Raw genomic sequence first — 17,401 nt, 5'->3', positions numbered from 1 at the left:
ACCGACAGCGGCAGCTGCGTCGCCCTCTACGTTTTCTACACCCGCACCCGCGAGGTCGCCCTCTACTCCCCTCTCCGCGAGGCCGGCGGCACCGCCCCCGGCCTCGCCGCCCGAATACACGCCGCCGGCCGCAGAGCAGGACGCCTCGTGCGACGGGCCACCTCCGCTGATCCAGAACTCGCAGTTGGCGAAGTCGAAGGGCACCAGCAGGACAGAGTCCAGCAGGTTCGGGGCGACCTTGTCGTCGAGGTTCGCTTGGGGCAGTTGCTGTGCCGCCGCAACGGTCGAGGAGGAATCCGTGTCACCACTGGAGGTGGTGGTGGGCGGAGACCCCGGTGAAGGCGACGGGGTCGCGGAATGGGACTTGGGCTTGGATTTGGGCTTGCAGGTGAACCCCGCCGCGCAGGTATTCGACGGTGAGTTCGCCCAGTCGTCGTACCCCGTCGGATCCGAACCGCTCGCCGGATTGTCCGCCGCGTACGTGTACCCGCCCATCTGGTTCGGATCGCCCGCCTGGAAGAGCGGATCGGCGGTGAGGAACCGGCCCAGCGTCGGGTCGTAGTTCCGCGCCCCCAACAGATCCAGCCCGGTAACCGAGTCGCTCGGTTTCCCCAGGAAGCCGTGGTTCTCGTCCCCCGCCACCCACGTCGACGGAGCCGTACCGCGCGGGTTGCCGTAGGGGTCGTAGTACCGGCGGGTCGCCGCGAGGGTGGTCGCGTCGACCGCCGTGGTCGCCGTGCCCTGTGAGGTGGCCACCTGGTAGGTGACGCTGCCGCTGCTGGAGCGGGTGACCTGGGTACCGTCAGGCCCGGCGTAGTAGCGCAGGGCTGTGCACGTCTTCGCCGCCACGTCGAGCGTCAACTGCTCGGCGCCGCCGAAGAGGTAGAGGACGCGGGTCTTGTCGGTGCCGCCGACCGTCGCCGTTTGTTCCAGCAGGTTGCCGTCGGCGTCGTAGAGGTACTTACTCGTACGGGTTGTCGTCCCGGATGGGGTCGAGACCGTCGCTGTCCGGCCCTCGGCGTCGTATGTGAAGGTCTGCGTCTGGCCGGCCGGCAGCGCGCCGGACGTGATCGTCGACCAGGTCTGGCCCTTGCCACCGCAGGTGGTCAGGGTCAGTTGGGTGCCCTTGGTGGCGCTGGCGCTCGGGTCGGTCAGGCACAGGGTGCTCTTGGCCGCGTTGACCAGTGTGCCGGTCGACGTCACGCGCCACTTCTGGGTCGCGTCGGTCGAGCAGGTGTCCATCACCACGCCCGTGCCGGAGGCCGTCGCGTTGCCCGCGGTGTCCAGGCACAGGTTCGCCGCGGTCACCGTGCCATCGGTGTTGACCGTCCACTTCTGTGCCGCTGCCGTCGAACTGCACGTGTTCACCTCGACCTTGACGCCCGAGCCCGTCTCCTCCACGCACAGCTTTCCGCCGCCGGTGAGGGTGAAGCCGGTCGTCAGCGGGCCCGTGGTCTTCGTGGCCCGGCTGACCGTGTTGCCCGCGTTCTTCCCGGCCGTGTCCGTGTACGAAGGGGTCTGCGTGGCCGTACCCGTGCCCGGGTTGCTGATCGTGGTCGCGCCCGCCTGGTCGGGGTGGGCGGCGGAGGCGGTTCCGTCCGCACCCGCGTACGAGGTCGACTGGGTCGTGTCCGCGAGTGCGTTTCCGGTGGTGTCGTGGTTCACCGTGCCGGTGCGGTCGCCGAGCAGGTCGTAGGTGTACGTCTGCCAGTACGGCGCGGGCCCGCCCACCGTCTTCGTCTTCACCGGGGCCGCGCTGGTCTGCACGGAGGCCGAGTTGCATCCGCCCACGGCGCCCACCGGTGCGGTGCCGGAGTCGGTGATGCCGGCGGTGTCCGTCCAAGCTGCGGTCAGCCGCTGGAAGGAGTCGTAGGCGAAGCACTGGGTGTCGTGGGTGGTGTTGTCCTGGAGGTCGTCCGTCGCGGTGAGCTCGCCGGCCTGGTTGTAGCGGTAGTTGACGACGTCCAGGGCCGTGGTCGACGTCTGCACCATGCTGCTGGTCTGCGTGGTGGCGCCGGTCGTCGCGTCGTACTGGGCGAAGGTCGCGAGCTCCTTGCCCGTGGGGCCGTAGTTGGTCTGCAGGACCCGGCCGAAGGGGTCATGGACCGTGCCGTCCAGGTACGAGGGCGTGTTGGCCGCGTTGATGTAGCCGCCGAAGCCGTCCAACGCGCCCTGCAGGGTGTAGCCGTAGCCGACGCGCTCGGCCGGGAGGCCGCCGTCCGCCTGGTACTGGGTGGTGGCCAGCAGGCCGGTGTTCGGTGTGTACGTCGACGACAGCGAGTACGTGGTCGTGCCGCCGGTGCTGCCCGCCGTGCCCGGGAAGCCGTCTGCGGACGGGACCGTGAGGGTCGAACCGAGCGGCTGGTAGGCCGTGTTGTAGCCGGTGATCGCCTCGGTGTACGCGCTGCCGCTCGTGCCGCCGACATAGCGGGTCGAGGAGGTCGGGTAGCCCTTGGCGAGCGTGTCGTAGACCCGGGAGGTCTGCTGCTTGGCCGGGTCGGGCGTGGCCGACCAGGGGGCCGCGTACTCCGCCGTGACGCGGCTGTCCCAGTCGTAGGCGTACGACAGCACCTGGCCTCGCGGGTCGGTGGTCTGGAGCAGGTTGCCGAGCACGTCGTACTTGTCGAACGTCGTCGTGCCGGTGTTGGGGTCGGTCTGGGAGGTCGGCTCGCCCATCAGGTCGTAGTGGTAGGACCAGGTGTTGCCCGCGCTGTCGTTGACCGTGTCGAGCTGGCCGGCGGGCGTGTAGGTGTAGCGGGTGGCGGCGTCGGCGGCCGGTACCGCGCCTGCCGTGCCCTGCTTCCACAGGACCGTGCTGCCGTCGCCGCCGACGACGGCGAGCGTCGAGTCGGCGCGGACCTGGAGCGTCGCGCCCGTGGTCGCGGTCAGGCCGCTGTTCCACTTCGAGGCGCCGGCGGCGGTGAGGACGGCGAGGTTGCCGTCGGTACCGAACTGGGCGTACGCGCCCGGGTTTCCGCTCGTGTTGCTGGACCAGAGGGTCTTGCCACTGCCGAGCGCCGTGAGGACCAGATTGCCGTCGGCCTGCATGGTGAGGCGGACGCTGTTGGAGGTCAGCGAGGTGCCCGACGGGATGATGCTGGCGCCCTTGAGCGTGACCGTGGCGCCGGTGTTCTTCACCACCGACTTCACGGTCTGGCCGAGTGCGTTGGAGTAGGAGGCGGTCGAGGAGGCGCCGGCCGGCGGGGTCGTGTCCGTCTCGTCGGCGCCGGGGTAGGCCGTGCTCGTGCCCCACTGCTTGACGGCCTGGTGCCACAGGGTGCTCCCGGTGGCACGGCCCTGGCCGTCGTACGTCGTCGTGGTCTCGGCGGGGATCTCGTTCTCGTTGGCCGCGTACAGAGTGGCGGACGGGGAGTGGTCCGGCTCCGAGTAGGGGGCATACGAGGCGCTCGGCCAGCCGTGGGAGTCGTAGAACGTGTCGGAGATGATCCGGCCGGAGTCGGAGTCGCCGTCCGCGGCCGTCTGGACCTGACGGGGCTGGAGCATCCCGTCGAAGATGCTGGTCGACGTCGAGTAGGTGCCGTCCTCGCGCAGGGTGCGGGTGGTGACGGACGACGGGTCGCCGGGCTGGGTGATCGTGCCGCCGGGGGCGGGGACCGCACCGGGGTTCACGGAGTAAGCGAACGTCATGTCCGCGCTCTGTGTCGCCTTGTCGCGTCCGGGCAGCCAGACGGCGGTACGACGGCCGAGGGCGTCGTAAGTGATGTCCGTGACGCGGTTGTTGGCGTCGACGTTCTCGACGGGCACCCCGCGCAGCCGGTCGAGGGTGGACGTGACTTTCCACTGCTGCTGGTTGGTGGAGACGATGCTCGTCGGGTTGGTGTTGCCACCCGCGCCGTTCCACTTGGGCAGGTAGTCGGTGTGGGTGCCCTGGCCCGTCGTGTCGAGGGAGTCGGTGACGCGGCCCGCGGCGTCGTAGGAAATGCCGCTGGTGGTGCGCCAGTTCTCGGTGCCGTCGGTGGCGAAGCCGGTACCGACCTGGGTGCCGGTGACGCGCGGGTGGGTGACCGTGCCGTAGGCGCCGAGGGCGCTGACGGAACCGTCGCCTTCGTAGTAGATCTTCTTGTCGGAGAGCAGGGTGTCGGTGCCGGGCTTGGTGCCGCAGGGGCCGGAGACCGCGGTGATGCGGTCCGGGTAGGTGAGCAGCATGGTGTTGTCGGCCGACGAGGAAGGCGCCGCGTAATCCGTGGTGGCACATTTCTCCTGCGCCGCCACGGAGACGTCGCCGTGCGCGTCGATGGACTGCACCCGGCCCTGGTCGTCGTATGCCGTGTCGGTGCGGGTGTGCCGCCAGGTGCCGTCGGCGAGCAGGGAGTAGCCGTGCGACTGGGTGGACTTGATCCGGCGGGCGGCGAGGTCGGGCAGGGTGGCCTTGTCCGGCGCGGTCTCCCCCGGGTGGTCCTCCTGGGTCCAGGCCGTCCACGAGGTGCGGTCGGTGTGTGCCGTGGTGGTGAAGGTGAACGGGCCGTTGACGGTGGAGGCGTTCACCGTGCCGCCGGAGGCGGTGTACGTGTCCGATTGAAGTGCGGTGCCCGCGAGTTGGTCGGCGTCGGTGACGCTCAGCGCGGTGTTGCCGCCGACCTTGGCGTCCACGGTGACCGAGCGGCGGGTGCCGTCGGCCTTGTAGTCGCCGTCCATGCCCTGCAGATACGTGGTGGTCTGCTGGGTGACCGGCTCGGGCGCCTTGCCGGTGCGCACGGTGACCGTGCGGAAGCCGCGGAACTCATCCCAGGTGCGGTACTGGTCGTCGGTCAGGTCGGAGTCGTCGCGGTGCCAGGCGGCGCCTGAGTAGGTGTATGTGGAGACGTGTGCCTCGGAGCCGGCCGGGATCTTCGAGGCGTCGGGGGTGTACTGGCCGGCGATGGTGAGGTCGGCGACGGTGACGCTGTGGACGGTCGTCTTGTTGAACCAGTCGGCGATCGGCTTGGAGGCGCCGGGCACCGTCCAGTACGCGGGATAGCAGGAGTTGGTGTTGGAGTCGGCCGACTTGATGTCGAGCGACTTGCCCGCGCACGGGTTCTGGTTGTACTCGACGGTGATCGACTCGCCGGTCTCCGTCTGCACGTTGGAGATGCGCGGCCGGTACAGCGGCGGGGCGGACGGGGAATCGTCGTCCACCCGGTTGTCGATCTCGGTGCCGGTGAAGGAGACCTGGTTGAGCGCGAGGTCGCTGTTGCCGTTGCCGTAGGTGCCCTTGCCGGTGTGCCGGATGGACTGGAGCCACATCACGGCCTGGAGCGAGCCGGCGTCCTTGGGGTCGACGGTGGTGCCGGTGACCGGGTCGACGGCGCCGCCCGCGTCGGAGTACACCTGCCCCAGGTCGTAGCTGTCGACCGGGACCAGCTTGTCTGTGTCGCCGTCCTTGACGTGGACCTTGGTGGTGATGTTGTCCAGGCGTGTGGTCGACCAGAAGGTGGGCGAGGAGACGACGCAGACGTCCGTCGGCACCTTGGTGGCGTCGTCGGGCAGTTTGGTCTTGTCGGTCGCGTCGCAGTGCAGGTCCCAGGGGACGTCCGGCCAGTGCGGTGCGGTGTTGTCGTCCAGGTTCCCGGCCGAGCAGTCGGTGAAGGCGGACGTGGTCTGGCAGCGCTGCTTGGAAGTGAAGGCCACCTGCGCGGACGGGGTGCGGCCGGCCTGCTCGTCGTCGAGGGTGTAGCCGTAGGAGATCGAGGTGAGCGCGCCGCCGTGGGTGTACGAGGTGAGGGTGCCGGTGTCGTCCGTGTCGTCGGTCGCGGCCGCCTGGCCACCGCCGAGGTCGTAGTAGCCGGTCTCGGTCGAGTAGTCGTAGCGCTGCACGAAGCCGCTCGGCGAGACGACGAAGTCCAGGTTCCAGCGCCAGCCCTCCGGCTTGTCGCAGCGGGACTTCTTGCCGTCGGCGTCGGTGTGGCAGGGGTCGGAGGACCGCGGGTGCAGGACGGGGACGCCCCAGGCCGCGTGCGTGGAGTCGTCTCCGGAGTCCGCGGAGGCGAGCCCCTTGGTGCCGGGGCCGGTCGGTGAGTGGTCGGCACCGAAGTAGGCGGCGGTGCCGTCAGTGGTCAGCACGCGGAAGTAGGTGCCGTCGTACAGGCCGTTGGCGGCCCCGGACAGTTCCTGTACGACAGTGCCGTCGTCGCCCTGGAGCTTGAACTCCCTTATTTCACCGGGCAGTCCGGAGGAGGTGGTCGGGACCAGGACACCGGAGTGCGAACCGAAGGAGACGGTCGCGTCGGCGCCGCCCCAGCACTCGTCACCGGAGCCCTTGAGGATCTGCTTGCCGTCGGAATCGAGGAGCGAGCCGCAGGAGCGGTACGACCGCTCCACGAAACCCGGCTGGTAGCCCCAGCCGTCACCGATCCACGACGCCTGCGAGTTGCGGGCCGAGGTCTCACCGTCCACGGACTGCGAGTCGTACGACAGCTCCACCGAGGGGCCGGTGTCCCCGACCCCGGCCGGCAGGTCGATGGGGTAGGAGTACGAGTAGGCGCCTGTGCCGGAGGCCTGCCAACTACCCGCCGGGGTCAGCGAGGTCGCCGAGTAGTCGCCCTGCGAACCCCGGCTGCCGGAGGTGACGGCGATCGCCGAGTCCGCGGTGGTGGTCGCGGTGAGCTGGTTCGCGGTGGCACGGTTGACGGACTTCAGAGGTGTGCGGGTGCGGCATTCGGCGCGCTGCGGAGTCGTCAGGGCACAGGCGGGGAGGCGGGTGAGGGTGAGTCGGGCTCCGTAGCCGCCGCCGTAGGCCTTGGCCACGGACGAGTAGTCGACGACCACGCTGACCTTGGCGGTACCGGACGTGGCCCTGTCCAGTCCGACCAAGAGGCCGGTGTCGGCTCCGGCCCGCAACGCCTGGGTGCGGGAGGCGAGTCGGACGCGGACCTGCTCGGACTTCGCCTGCGGAGACTTCGCCTTTCCGGACGACGCCACCCACACGGGCAGCGAACCCGCCCTGGCCGGCTTGGCCTTGAGGGCGACGGTATGTGAACCAGCCTGTGGCGAGGCTGCCTTGACCGCCTGGTAGCGAGTCAGCGCACGGTAGCCACGGGGGTGAGCGATCGTCGGGCGGGTCAGTTCGTGGTCACCCACAGCGGGTGTCGCCGGCAGCGGCTTCGGCTTCCAGATGTCACCGTCGAAGACGTACGGCCCGACGCCGTTCTGCGCGACCGCGCCCGTCACCAAGAGCGCCATCACGGCCAGCAGGGCGGAGACGAGCGTCAGCGTTCTTCGCACACCCACGTGTGACCTACCCCCGAATGAAACGGCCTTGGTGGCCCGTTGACTGAAAGGTCACGTGGTCGGCGTGATCCAGGTTGGGAGGTTAAGAACGACCTTGACCGAACCTCAACACTTTTTGCCAATGCCATGACAATGTTGTGATTTTCCTTGACGTTTCCTGTGTACGTTTTGTGCCGGGGGAGCGAACATCACCGCCGCACGCCGTCGCTGGCGTCCTGACCCGTCGTCCGGCGAGCCGTTCACTGGCGCGGATGGTCGCAGATCTCGTGTCTGCCCTGTCCGTCGTGCGAAGGAGTTGTTCCGTGCTGCCGTCATCCGCCCGAAGACTGGCGCTGTTCCCGGCGCTCGGCGCGCTGCTGCTGACGGCGCTGGCCGTTCCGACCGGTGCGCTCGCCGACGGCGAACCCGCCGACACCGCCGACCCGTTGCTCGCAGCACAGGCCCAGGCAGTCACCGACGGCACCTCCGTACCGGTCGACGCGCTGACCAGTCAGACGGACACGGTGGTGGCCAATCCGGACGGCTCGTTCACGACGACCTCGGCCGTCCTGCCGGTGCGCGTACGCCAGGACGGCGCCTGGGTTCCGGTGGATGCCACGCTCACCGCCGGCGCCGATGGCGCTTACTCCCCCAGGGCCACGCCCAGCGGCGTACGTCTGTCCGGTGGAGGCACCGGTCCCCTGGCCACGCTCACCGACCCCGCAGGGCACAGCATGAGCCTGACCATGCCCTTCGCCCTACCCGCCCCGCAGGTCAGCGGTGACACAGCGCTCTACACGTCCGTGCTGCCCGGGGTCGACCTGTCGGTGTCGGTCACGGACCAGGGCGGCTTCAGCGACGTGCTGATCGTCCACGACGCGCAGGCGGCGGCCGACCCACGGGTCCGACGGCTCGCGGTATCCACGGACACCGACGGCCTGGATCTGTCCGCCACCGGGGCGGGTGGCATGACGGCGACCGCCCCCGACGGCTCGGTGTCGTACACGAGTCCGCCGCCGCTGATGTGGGATTCCAGCACGACAGCCACCACGACCACGGCGCACCCGGCCGCAATCGTCAAGCCCGCGTCCTTCGTTCGGGCCACCGCCGACGACGAACCGACCGCCCCCGCCACCGCCTCTTCCACGGCCGGCCCCGGCTCCGGCGCCCAAGTCGGCCAGGTCCCGATGACCACCACCTCCGACTCCATCACACTGGCACCCGACACCTCGGTGCTCGACGGCCCGGACACGCACTACCCGGTCTACATCGACCCCTTCGAGAACCCGGTGACCAGCAAGTCCGGTGCCTTCGACGAGGTGTACTCCAGCTCGGCCTGCTCCGACGCCCCGCAGTACAACAAGCCGCAGACCAACGGCGAGGGCGTCGGCTACCAGCAGTGGGGCGGCGCCTGCGGGGTCGGCCTGGAACGGTCGTACTACGCGGTCAACACCGCCGGCCTGGACCCGTCCATGACCGTCATCAAGGCCGAGGTGAAGGTCAGCACCACCTACGCGGCCAGCGTCGACTGCTCCCACGACCAGCCGATCACCCTGCACACCACGGGCACGATCAACGAGAACACCGATTGGGACAATCAGCCCGGAACTCTCGACGACAACGGCTACCCGGCCGTGAAGACGACCGTGCCGAGCGGGGCGAACGGCAACAGCAGTTGCAGCAACAGCACCGCCTCCTTCCGCGTCGACGACCAGATCCAGAAGATCGCCGACGGCAACAAGGGCACCTGGACCATCGGTCTGTTCGGCAACGAGTCCAGGACCAGTTCCAATCTCGACTACCTGCGCATGTCGCAGACGCTCGCCCTGACCACCAACTTCGACATCCCTCCGGACGTCCCCACCAAGGTGCGCACGGCGCCCAAGCCGCTGGGCGCGGACGGTGACTGCGTCACCGGCAGCGCGAGCGGCTGGATCGGCGCGACGACGTACAGCGACGCGGGCAGCAACATCCAACTGCACTCCACCGTCACCACCCACATCTCCGGCGAGCACGCCGAGGCGCACTACCACGTCTGGGACCGCTCCGACCTCGACGCCGACGGAAACGCCACGGACAAGGGCACGCCGGACAGCGGCATGGTCGCCTCGGGTGCGGACGCGGACGCACCGATCGGCTTCACCCTCAAGGACGGCCACGGGTACGGCTGGGACGTCTACGCCCAGGACAACTCCTCCATCAAGCTGAAGTCGGCGATCAGCGACCACTGCTGGTTCGACACCGACTTCACACCGCCGCAGACGCCGACGGTCGCCGACAACCCGCACTTCCCGCCGGTCGGCAGCGGAGCCGGCGACACCTACGCGGGCAGCGACGTCACCGCGAACTTCGCCGTCTCCGCAGCCGACAACACCCCGGCCGACACCTGCGCCCCGGCCGCCTGCGAGGCCAGCGGCATCGACCACTTCCTGTGGCAGCTCGACAGCCAGCCCACCATCGCCACCGGCCACACAGCCAAGGTGACGTCCACCAGCGGTGCCACCGCCTCCGGCACCGTCACGATCCCGGTCACGGACTGGGGCGTGCACACCCTGTACGTCGGCGCCGTCGACCGGGCCGGCAACCTCTCCCAGAATCCGGTGAGTTACACCTTCACCGCGCCCTGGGACCCGAAGACCAAAATCGCACCCGGGGACATCACCGGCGACGGCAGCCCCGACCTGCTCGCCACCACGAGCAGCGGCGACCTGGAGCTGATCCCCGGCGACAGCGACCCCGCCCAAGCACCCGCGGCGGTGCAGGACGGCCCCGTCGACACCAACCCGCCCGCGATCACCGGCCCGGTGATCGTCTCAACGCCGAAGAGCGCACCCACCGGCACCTGGAGCGACTACCTGATCGCCCACCGCGGCAATCTGCACGGCGACACCCACGACGACCTGTTCGCGTACAACACCAAGACCCAGCAGCTGTACGTGGTGAAGAACGACCTCGATCCGAAGAACGACGGCGCCTTCCCCCGCACGCCCTACTCCGCCTTCCCCGGCTTCGTCGGCCGCGACTACAACCTCGTCACCAAGGACGACTGCGAAGCCACCGACACCGTCCCCGCCGACCGCTGCACGAACGCGGGCTACGACCCCAAGAAGCCCTGGGACATCTCCCAACTGGTCGTCGACGGAGACGTGTACGGCAACGCCGACCACCCCGCCGTGCTCACGGTGGAGAACAACAAGCTGTGGCTGTACCAGACATACGGCGTCAACCACCTCGGCCACCCGCTGCTGCTCGGTGACGGCGACTGGTCGGGCCTGACCCTGATCGCTCCGGGCCGGGTCGGCGGCACCTTCTCGGTGGACGGTGACGGCAACGGCAAGGTCACCGGCGGCTCGCCCACGGTGTGGGCCCGCGACGACGCCTCGGGCACCGTCTACACGTTTCCGATCGACGTGGACAGCGGCACGCTCCTGCCGAAGCTGCTGCACGCCCCGGTGCGCACCCCGCTGGTCTCCGCCGTGAAGACGTCCTCCGGCGGCACGGTCTGCCTGGACGACGCGGGCGGACACACCGCCGACCACACCAAAATCCAGATCTATACCTGCAACGGCAGCGCCACCCAGCAGTGGGTCCTGCACGACGACGGCTCGCTGCGCGTCCTGGGCAAGTGCCTCGACGCCACTGACGGCGGCACGGACAACGGCACCCTGCTCCAGCTCTACACGTGCAACGGCGCGGGATCCCAGAAGTGGACCGCGGGCACTTCGGGCAGCCTGGTCAACCCGCAGTCCGGAAAGTGTCTGGACGACCCGGTCGCGAGCGTGACCAACGGCACCCAGGTGCGCCTCTACACGTGCAATGCCTCCACCGCCCAGAACTGGACGAGCGGCGCCACCGCGGGCTGGAACACCCACCCCGCCACGGCCCTGTCCGTGGTCCTGCGCAAGCGCGACTACCCGACGGTCGCCTCTCCCGGTGACGTCAACAGCGCGACCGGCGGCCCCGACGGCAAACCCGACCTGTACGCCACGGACACCGCGGGCCAGCTGACCGAATACCCGGGCGCTGCCCCGTCCGGCACAACCGCCACCTTCGCCGACCCCGCATCACTCGGCACCGTCACCGACACGGCCACCCACCGCTGGAACCTCGCCGACGGTACGGGCACGACCGCGGCCGACCCGAGGGGCAACGCCCCCGCCACGCTGACCGGCGGTGCCGCCTGGACCTCCGACACCGACCGGGGCACAGTCCTGAACCTCAACGGCAGCACCTCGTACGCCGCGACCACCGCTACCGGCGTGAACACCGCCGGCAGCTTCACGGTCTCGGCCTGGGTGAAGCTGAACTCCCTGTCGGGCGCCAATTCGACGTTCGTGTCGCAGTCCGACGACCCGGCCGTCGGCGCGGCCAACGGCTTCCAGCTCTACTACTCCTCGGCCGGCCAGGTCTGGGCTTTCGGCCGCCACGACGACGACAGCACCAGTACCGCCTTCACCGCGGTCTACGGCGCGAAGGCCGCGGCCTCGAAGTGGACCCACCTCGTCGGTGTCTACGACGCCGTCGCCGGCCAACTGCTCCTCTACGTGAACGGCCACCTGTCCGCCACCAAGTCCTACACCGGCACCGACTGGAACGCCGCCGGCCCCGTCCAGTTCGGCCGCCGCCTTTTCCAAGGCACCTACGCCGAATACGCGAACGGCCGCCTCAGTGACGTCCGCCTCTACCCGACGGCGCTGCCCCCGGCGGACGCGACGGCACCCGGCGACAGCGTGGTCGTCGTACAAATGGGGTGAGGCATGAACACCCGTCAAACAGGGTGGAGTCGGAGCAGCAGCTCGGGAACCGAAGTGGGTGCTCCGCCGAGCGACCGTCCCCGGCGACCGCCCCGGCGCCGACGTCTGGCTTCGTTCGACACTCTGCCCGGACCAGGCAACTGCCCATCACGGGACAGCCGCTGCTGAAGCTTGTCGGAGTGGCGTCAGGGTGGGTGCGGTGATTGGCAGGCAGTGGTCGCATCAGGCGATGTGACCACTGCCTGCCGTCGGGTGCGCCCCCACCGGGGAAACGAGCAGCAGGCTGAACGCGTAATCGTCGGGGTGCCACAACAATCGCCCTCCCGTGCCCGTCCACATACGCGGTTGGCCAGGAGCCGGTCTGCACCGTGGCCGCACGCTCGGCCACCAAATGGCCACCGCACCGATCCGAACAGCCCGAGGCGGACCAACAGCAAGAGGAAAAAGACCAGTTCACAGGCCTGCAAGACGGAATCACCACTGGCTGTCAACCTTGAACCTACGCATTGCGATGCGTAGCCCACAGATGCCCGATCGGCCCGGATTCCAAGGTCACCCAAAACAAGAAACCCCAGGTCAGAGGCCCGACCTGAGGTTTCCTATGGAGCCCCCTGTCGGATTCGAACCGACGACCTACGCATTACAAGTCGATAGGTTCCCCGCTGGGTGGCTCTGGCTCACTCCGGCTACTCCGGAAATCCCTGGTGAACGGGTCGGATCACTCCGGCTCACACCCGGGATTCCGGCCCCCGGCGGGACCTCCGTTCACGCACCGCTCACGCAGCCGAGGAGGGCTACGCGCGGGCTGAACTGGTACGACTTCATTGTCCCGTACTCCCCCGCGGACCACAACGAGCATCCCCATAACGGCTGAGGCCAGAGCTCAGTACCCGATCTGAGTATTTGCGGGCGGAGACCTGCGCGGGCACGCGTGTCCTGCGAACCTGGGCGCAGTCGATCCCGAGGAGCTGGCCATGCCTGAAGACGACACCGGTGGCTACGTCACGAACCCACGCCAGACCAAGCACCTCATGACCCAGAACATCAGCGACGTCACGCGCTTCATGGAGGGCGCCGAGATGCTCGGCACTGGCCTTCAGGTGCGGCGGGTTGCTCTTCCCAATCCGGGGGAGCTCGGCGTCTTCCAGGAGTGGTGGGAGGTCCTGGTGTTCGATGACCCGCACCTGGGCAGGAGGCCCACGGATCCGCCCGAAGACGGCGGTTAACGGCGAGTCAGGATCGGCCGGTAGCTGAGCGGTCAGTCGTCCAATGCGCTGGCCAGGTACTCCTGCACGGGTCCGAACACTCCTTTCGGGACCAGCACGCCAAGCTCGCCACTACCGGCCCAGACGACCTCGGAAACCTCGCGCGCGCTGTGCACCGTGGTCACACCTGAGACGAACCTGCACGCGACGTACACCACTCGACGGCCAGTGTCCGGATGCGTCCGCTCGCCCAGCGTCCGCACCGCCTCGGTGACTACCCCGGTTTCCTCCCGGACCTCTCGCATCGCCGCGTCCTCGGCGGTCTCCCCGGGCTCGATCTTGCCGCCCGGGAACACCCACGACAGGGAACCCTCGGCGACCGCACGGCGGGCAAGGAGCACCCGCCCGGCGTCCACGACCACCGCCAGAGCTACAGCTGGGCCACCTTGAGCCATCACGCCCGTGATACTCGCGGGGCCCAGCGTCTCCGGCAACCCCAATCTATGACCGTGACGCCTCTATGTCGTTGTGACTATTAGTAGTTGATGAGCCAGCCTCGTGGCGTGTCGCTTAGCTGTCTTGAGTGTCGTCATGCTCTCCGCGGCGGATCTCTGCCCGAAACCCAAAGATGATGTTTCCCAGGCCAGCGACGATGGTGACAGCGGTGGCCATGGATTGTGCGGAGAATCCGACGGCCATAACGGTCACGACGATGGTCCCCGCGCCGACCAGGAGGAGGGCTGCAGCGCGGTACACGTACTGCCTGCGGGAGGGGTGCGGCTGCCGATCAACCATAGATTTTCACCCCTACCGTCACTGCGCCGGACAGAAAGCCCAACGCGAACAAGTTGGACCCAATGAGCATGGACCAACTGTTGAGGTTCCCGGAGCTGTCGTAGGACGTCATTCGGAATCCGAACGGCATGATGATCAAGCCGACCAAGATTACGGCAAGGGCGCCCATCGTCGTTCCGGGCGAGGCGGCTTTGTTGTTGAGACTGGCATCGATCAGTGAGGCGGCAAAGGCCACTGCTGCAGTGACGGTCCAATCGATCCAGAAGACGTAGTCGTCCCGCTTCAGCGCGTGCTTCTTGCCCGGTGGAGGCTGGCGGGACACCAGTCTCAGCCAGAGTTGCAAGGCGGCAATGCCAATCGCCAGCCCAACTGTGATGAGCCAGACCAATCGAACCCCCCGGGTCGAGTGCGGAGTTGGATCATCCCAGGCACGATGTCCAAGTGCCTCCACTTCTACGTGACTTCCTTCTTTTGGGCGACATGGAGCGGCCCCGGCCGGGAGACGCTCTCCGGCCGGGGCCTGGTCCCGCCCGCCCCCAGAGCTCACGGGATACGGGGACGTGCGGGGACTCAGTCGCCCGACGCCAGGGCGCGCGTGATCAGGACGCGCGCCAGGATCCGCACCGCGTCGGCGTCCGGCACCACGAGGTCGGCGTGCTCACTGTGGGCCCACACCGTCCAGCCTGGACCGGACATGCCCAACTCGTGGGCGACGGCAACGGCGTCGTCGGGGTCCGTGATCGGGCTGTCGCAGTAGCGGCAGATGTGCAGTGACGCGGTCACGAAGCCGCCTCGCTCAGCCGCTCGTAGTGATCGCACAGGGCGTTCAGGACGCGGGCCAGGCGTCGCGCGAAGGCGGTGCCAGCGTCCAGCCCGGGGCCTGGCTCGATGCTGAGCTTCCTGCGGGCCTCCCCGACGCACGCCAGTGCGCAGTACTGCGCGATGTTCTTGGGGCGTCCTCCGACCAGGCGTTTGATGTCGGGGATGAGCAGCTCCAGCTGTCCGCGCATCGTGCGGGTGAGCGTGTCCACCTCGGCGACGGTCGGCGGGAGGATGTCGGAGGCGGCGTCCGGGTCCAGCAGGCGATCGGCCGTTTCGCGCATCGTCTCGATGTCCGGCGGAGGCTGATCCGGGGCTTTGCCAGCTGGTGGGTGGATGGTATTTGTTGCCATGTCGGCGCTCCTCAGCAGCGTTGGCCGCGCCCCGGGAGGCCTGCCGCCTCGCCGGGGTCTTGCCGTGTCTCCCGACGCTAGGAGCGTGACGTATGGCACCTCCAGTGATGTTCACCGATGTTCACAGCAGTGTGCTGCTCCTGGCTGTGGCGAATTCGCACCCTTGACCCACCGCCCCGGACGGCTGACGGTGGTGAACATCCGCGAACACCGAGAGCGCCGGAGGCGGCGATGAAACTACGGTTCATCGGGATTGACCCCAACACGGGCACAGGCCAAAGCCCCACCGTGTGGGTCGACGAGAGCAAGAACGAGTTGGTCATCCAGGGATGGAAGCCAGACCAGGAACTCGAAGCGGAGTGCGCCGCGTTCGAGATGCCGGGGCACGCGGTGGGCATCCCCGACCACGAGGCAGTTATCCGCATCCCGGCCCGCATGGTGCCGATCCTGAGGAAGGCATGCGATGACGCAGAACGTGCCGAGCTTCGATGAACTCCTGGACGGCGCGCAGCGCACAGCCGTCCACCTCGAGATGCGCGATGCCTACGGCGTAGTCGACGAGGCCGACGACTTCGGCCACTGGAAGGCCACCGGGGAACGAGACATCGACCCCGGCTCGCCCTACTGGGGTCCGTGGGTGGAGCTGATCGGCCGCACCGTGGCCCGCGGCGTTGTCGTGCGCCGAGCCCGCATCGTCTCCGAGCCGGTCAGCGACTACATCCGGTACGAGCACGCCGCCACCAGCGTCAACGTGGAGGCGGGCGAGCTGGTGCGGTGGCTGCCGCGCCGGCGCGCCTCGGACATCGCGCTGCCGGGCAACGACTTCTGGCTGATCGACGACCGGCTAATCCGGTGGAACCACTTCGCCGGCGACGGCGCGTCTGGTGGCGGGGAGATGAGTGAGGATCCGGCCACGGCCAAGCTGTGTGCTGAGGCCTTCGAAGCAGTGTGGGAGCGGGCCGTCCCGCACGTCGACTACGAGATCAACTAGCACGAAGGGTGCACAGGTCAGCGCATGCCCATCTCTCCGTCCTCCTCGGCGCAGGCTGCACGCGAACGGGTCGCGCAGCGTCTGCGAGACCTGCGCGCCGATGCGGGCATCACGGGTAGTGAGCTGGCCGTGCGCTGCAGCTGGACCCATCCGAAGACGTCCCGCCTGGAGAACGGGCGGACACCGCCCACGCCGGACGACATCCGTCGTTGGTGTGCTGCGTGCGGTGCCGCGGACCAGGCCGAGGACATCATCGCCCAGTCGCGGGACGCCGAGTCGCTGTACGGCGAATGGCGGCGCAAGGTGCGTGCCGGACTCAAGCGTCTGCAAGACAGCTACTTGGAGCTCTACCAGTCCACGGAGCTGTTCCGGATCTACTCGCCCACCCTGGTCCCTGGCCTGCTGCAGACCGAGGGGTACGCGCGCGCCCTGCTGTCCGCCAACGCCCGGTTGCTCGGCATTCCCGACGACGCCGACGAGGCGGCGGCGGCGCGCCTCGAACGTTCCCAGGTCATCCATGAGCAGGGTCACCGGGTCGTGTTGCTGATCGAAGAGGGCGTCCTCTACCACCAGTTGGGCGACCATGACGCGATGGCCGCCCAGCTCGGTTACCTCCTGACCGCGGGGGCACTGCCCTCGGTGTCGCTTGGGATCATCCCCAAGGCAACCCAGGCGCGGGTCCTGTGGCCGCAGGAGCTGTTCCACATGTACGACGACACCCTGGTCTCGGTCGAGCTGTTGTCGGCGCAGGTGAACATCACGCAGCCCAGCGAAATCGCCCTGTACCTGAGCGCGTTCGAGAAGCTGCGGAGCATGGCCGTGTACGGCGCCGACGCCCGCGCTCTGATCGTGCAGGCCATCGAGGCGCTGCGCTGAGATTGCGTCACAGCTTGGCCGAGGCCTCTCTGGGCACTGGCCGTCCCGGGTTCTAATTTGGTCGCCATGGAGATGGATAAGGCGCTTTCGCTGAGCAGAGCCTGGGAGGCGAAAGGGTCTCCGCCCTGCGATCACCCACTCATTGTGAGCGAATACTGCCGGGGGTCGCGCACTGGGGATTCCGTCTGTACGCAGTGCGGCGAGGATTTCTCACCGAGCAGACTCGACGAGGTGCTCAATCGACGAGGTCGTGGACCAAGCTGACCCCGGACATGACGAAACGCCCCCTGCACGGTCGTGGTGACCGTGCAGGGGGCGTCTTGGTGTAGCTACAGCCGTCGGTATCGGGCGGTCGTGGTGAGTGCGGCGAGGCTGAGCAGGCCGCCCTGCGGGGTGGGGCTC

At 68.5% G+C, this 17,401-nt stretch carries 10 protein-coding genes; 5 read left to right on the top strand and 5 right to left on the bottom strand.

Annotated elements, in window-relative coordinates:
• Positions 1-7,227, bottom strand: a 7,227-nt coding sequence (locus ACFWP5_RS46550; RefSeq protein WP_384171488.1) for a ricin-type beta-trefoil lectin domain protein, incomplete at its 3' end; no start/stop codon positions are given.
• A gap of 302 nt (positions 7,228-7,529) precedes the next feature.
• Between ACFWP5_RS46550 and ACFWP5_RS46545 the strand changes: the two genes are divergently transcribed.
• Positions 7,530-11,960 carry a LamG-like jellyroll fold domain-containing protein gene (locus ACFWP5_RS46545; protein ID WP_384171485.1) on the top strand — a complete coding sequence of 1,477 codons (4,431 nt, stop codon included), beginning with the start codon at positions 7,530-7,532 and terminating at the stop codon, positions 11,958-11,960.
• Between the two features lie 974 nt (positions 11,961-12,934).
• Positions 12,935-13,186 carry a hypothetical protein gene (locus ACFWP5_RS46540; RefSeq protein WP_384171482.1) on the top strand — a complete coding sequence of 84 codons (252 nt, stop codon included), beginning with the start codon at positions 12,935-12,937 and terminating at the stop codon, positions 13,184-13,186.
• A 32-nt stretch (positions 13,187-13,218) separates the two neighbouring features.
• Here the strand turns inward: ACFWP5_RS46540 and ACFWP5_RS46535 are convergent, their stop codons facing one another.
• The 4 genes from ACFWP5_RS46535 to ACFWP5_RS46520 all read right to left on the bottom strand — a co-directional run bounded on the left by ACFWP5_RS46535 (position 13,219) and on the right by ACFWP5_RS46520 (position 15,132).
• Complete coding sequence (locus ACFWP5_RS46535) at positions 13,219-13,587, bottom strand: NUDIX hydrolase (protein ID WP_384171481.1); 369 nt, start codon at positions 13,585-13,587, stop codon at positions 13,219-13,221.
• A 365-nt stretch (positions 13,588-13,952) separates the two neighbouring features.
• Entirely contained in the window at positions 13,953-14,348 is a 396-nt protein-coding gene (locus ACFWP5_RS46530; protein ID WP_384171478.1) for a hypothetical protein, read from the bottom strand.
• 182 nt (positions 14,349-14,530) lie between these two features.
• Positions 14,531-14,743 (bottom strand): hypothetical protein, encoded by a 213-nt coding sequence (locus tag ACFWP5_RS46525; RefSeq protein WP_384171475.1) that lies wholly within the window; start codon positions 14,741-14,743, stop codon positions 14,531-14,533.
• Entirely contained in the window at positions 14,740-15,132 is a 393-nt protein-coding gene (locus ACFWP5_RS46520) for a DUF6415 family natural product biosynthesis protein (protein ID WP_384171472.1), read from the bottom strand. The genes ACFWP5_RS46525 and ACFWP5_RS46520 overlap by 4 nt, the downstream gene beginning before the upstream one ends.
• Positions 15,133-15,363: 231 nt before the next feature.
• Here ACFWP5_RS46520 and ACFWP5_RS46515 point away from each other — a divergent pair, with 231 nt between their 5' ends.
• The 3 genes from ACFWP5_RS46515 to ACFWP5_RS46505 are packed head-to-tail and all read left to right on the top strand — an operon-like array spanning position 15,364 to position 16,999.
• On the top strand, positions 15,364-15,624 hold the full coding sequence (locus tag ACFWP5_RS46515; protein ID WP_384171469.1) for a hypothetical protein: 261 nt from the start codon (positions 15,364-15,366) through the stop codon (positions 15,622-15,624).
• A complete protein-coding gene (locus tag ACFWP5_RS46510; protein ID WP_384171466.1) occupies positions 15,596-16,123 on the top strand; it encodes a DUF6879 family protein in 528 nt (175 codons plus the stop codon). Before ACFWP5_RS46515 ends, ACFWP5_RS46510 begins: the two co-directional genes overlap by 29 nt.
• Positions 16,124-16,147: 24 nt before the next feature.
• On the top strand, positions 16,148-16,999 hold the full coding sequence (locus tag ACFWP5_RS46505; protein WP_384171463.1) for a helix-turn-helix domain-containing protein: 852 nt from the start codon (positions 16,148-16,150) through the stop codon (positions 16,997-16,999).
• The last annotated feature ends 402 nt before the right edge of the window (positions 17,000-17,401 follow it).

Source organism: Streptomyces sp. NPDC058469 (genome assembly GCF_042721125.1).
Lineage (GTDB): Bacteria > Actinomycetota > Actinomycetes > Streptomycetales > Streptomycetaceae > Streptomyces.
This window is presented reverse-complemented; position numbering and strand designations above follow the sequence as displayed.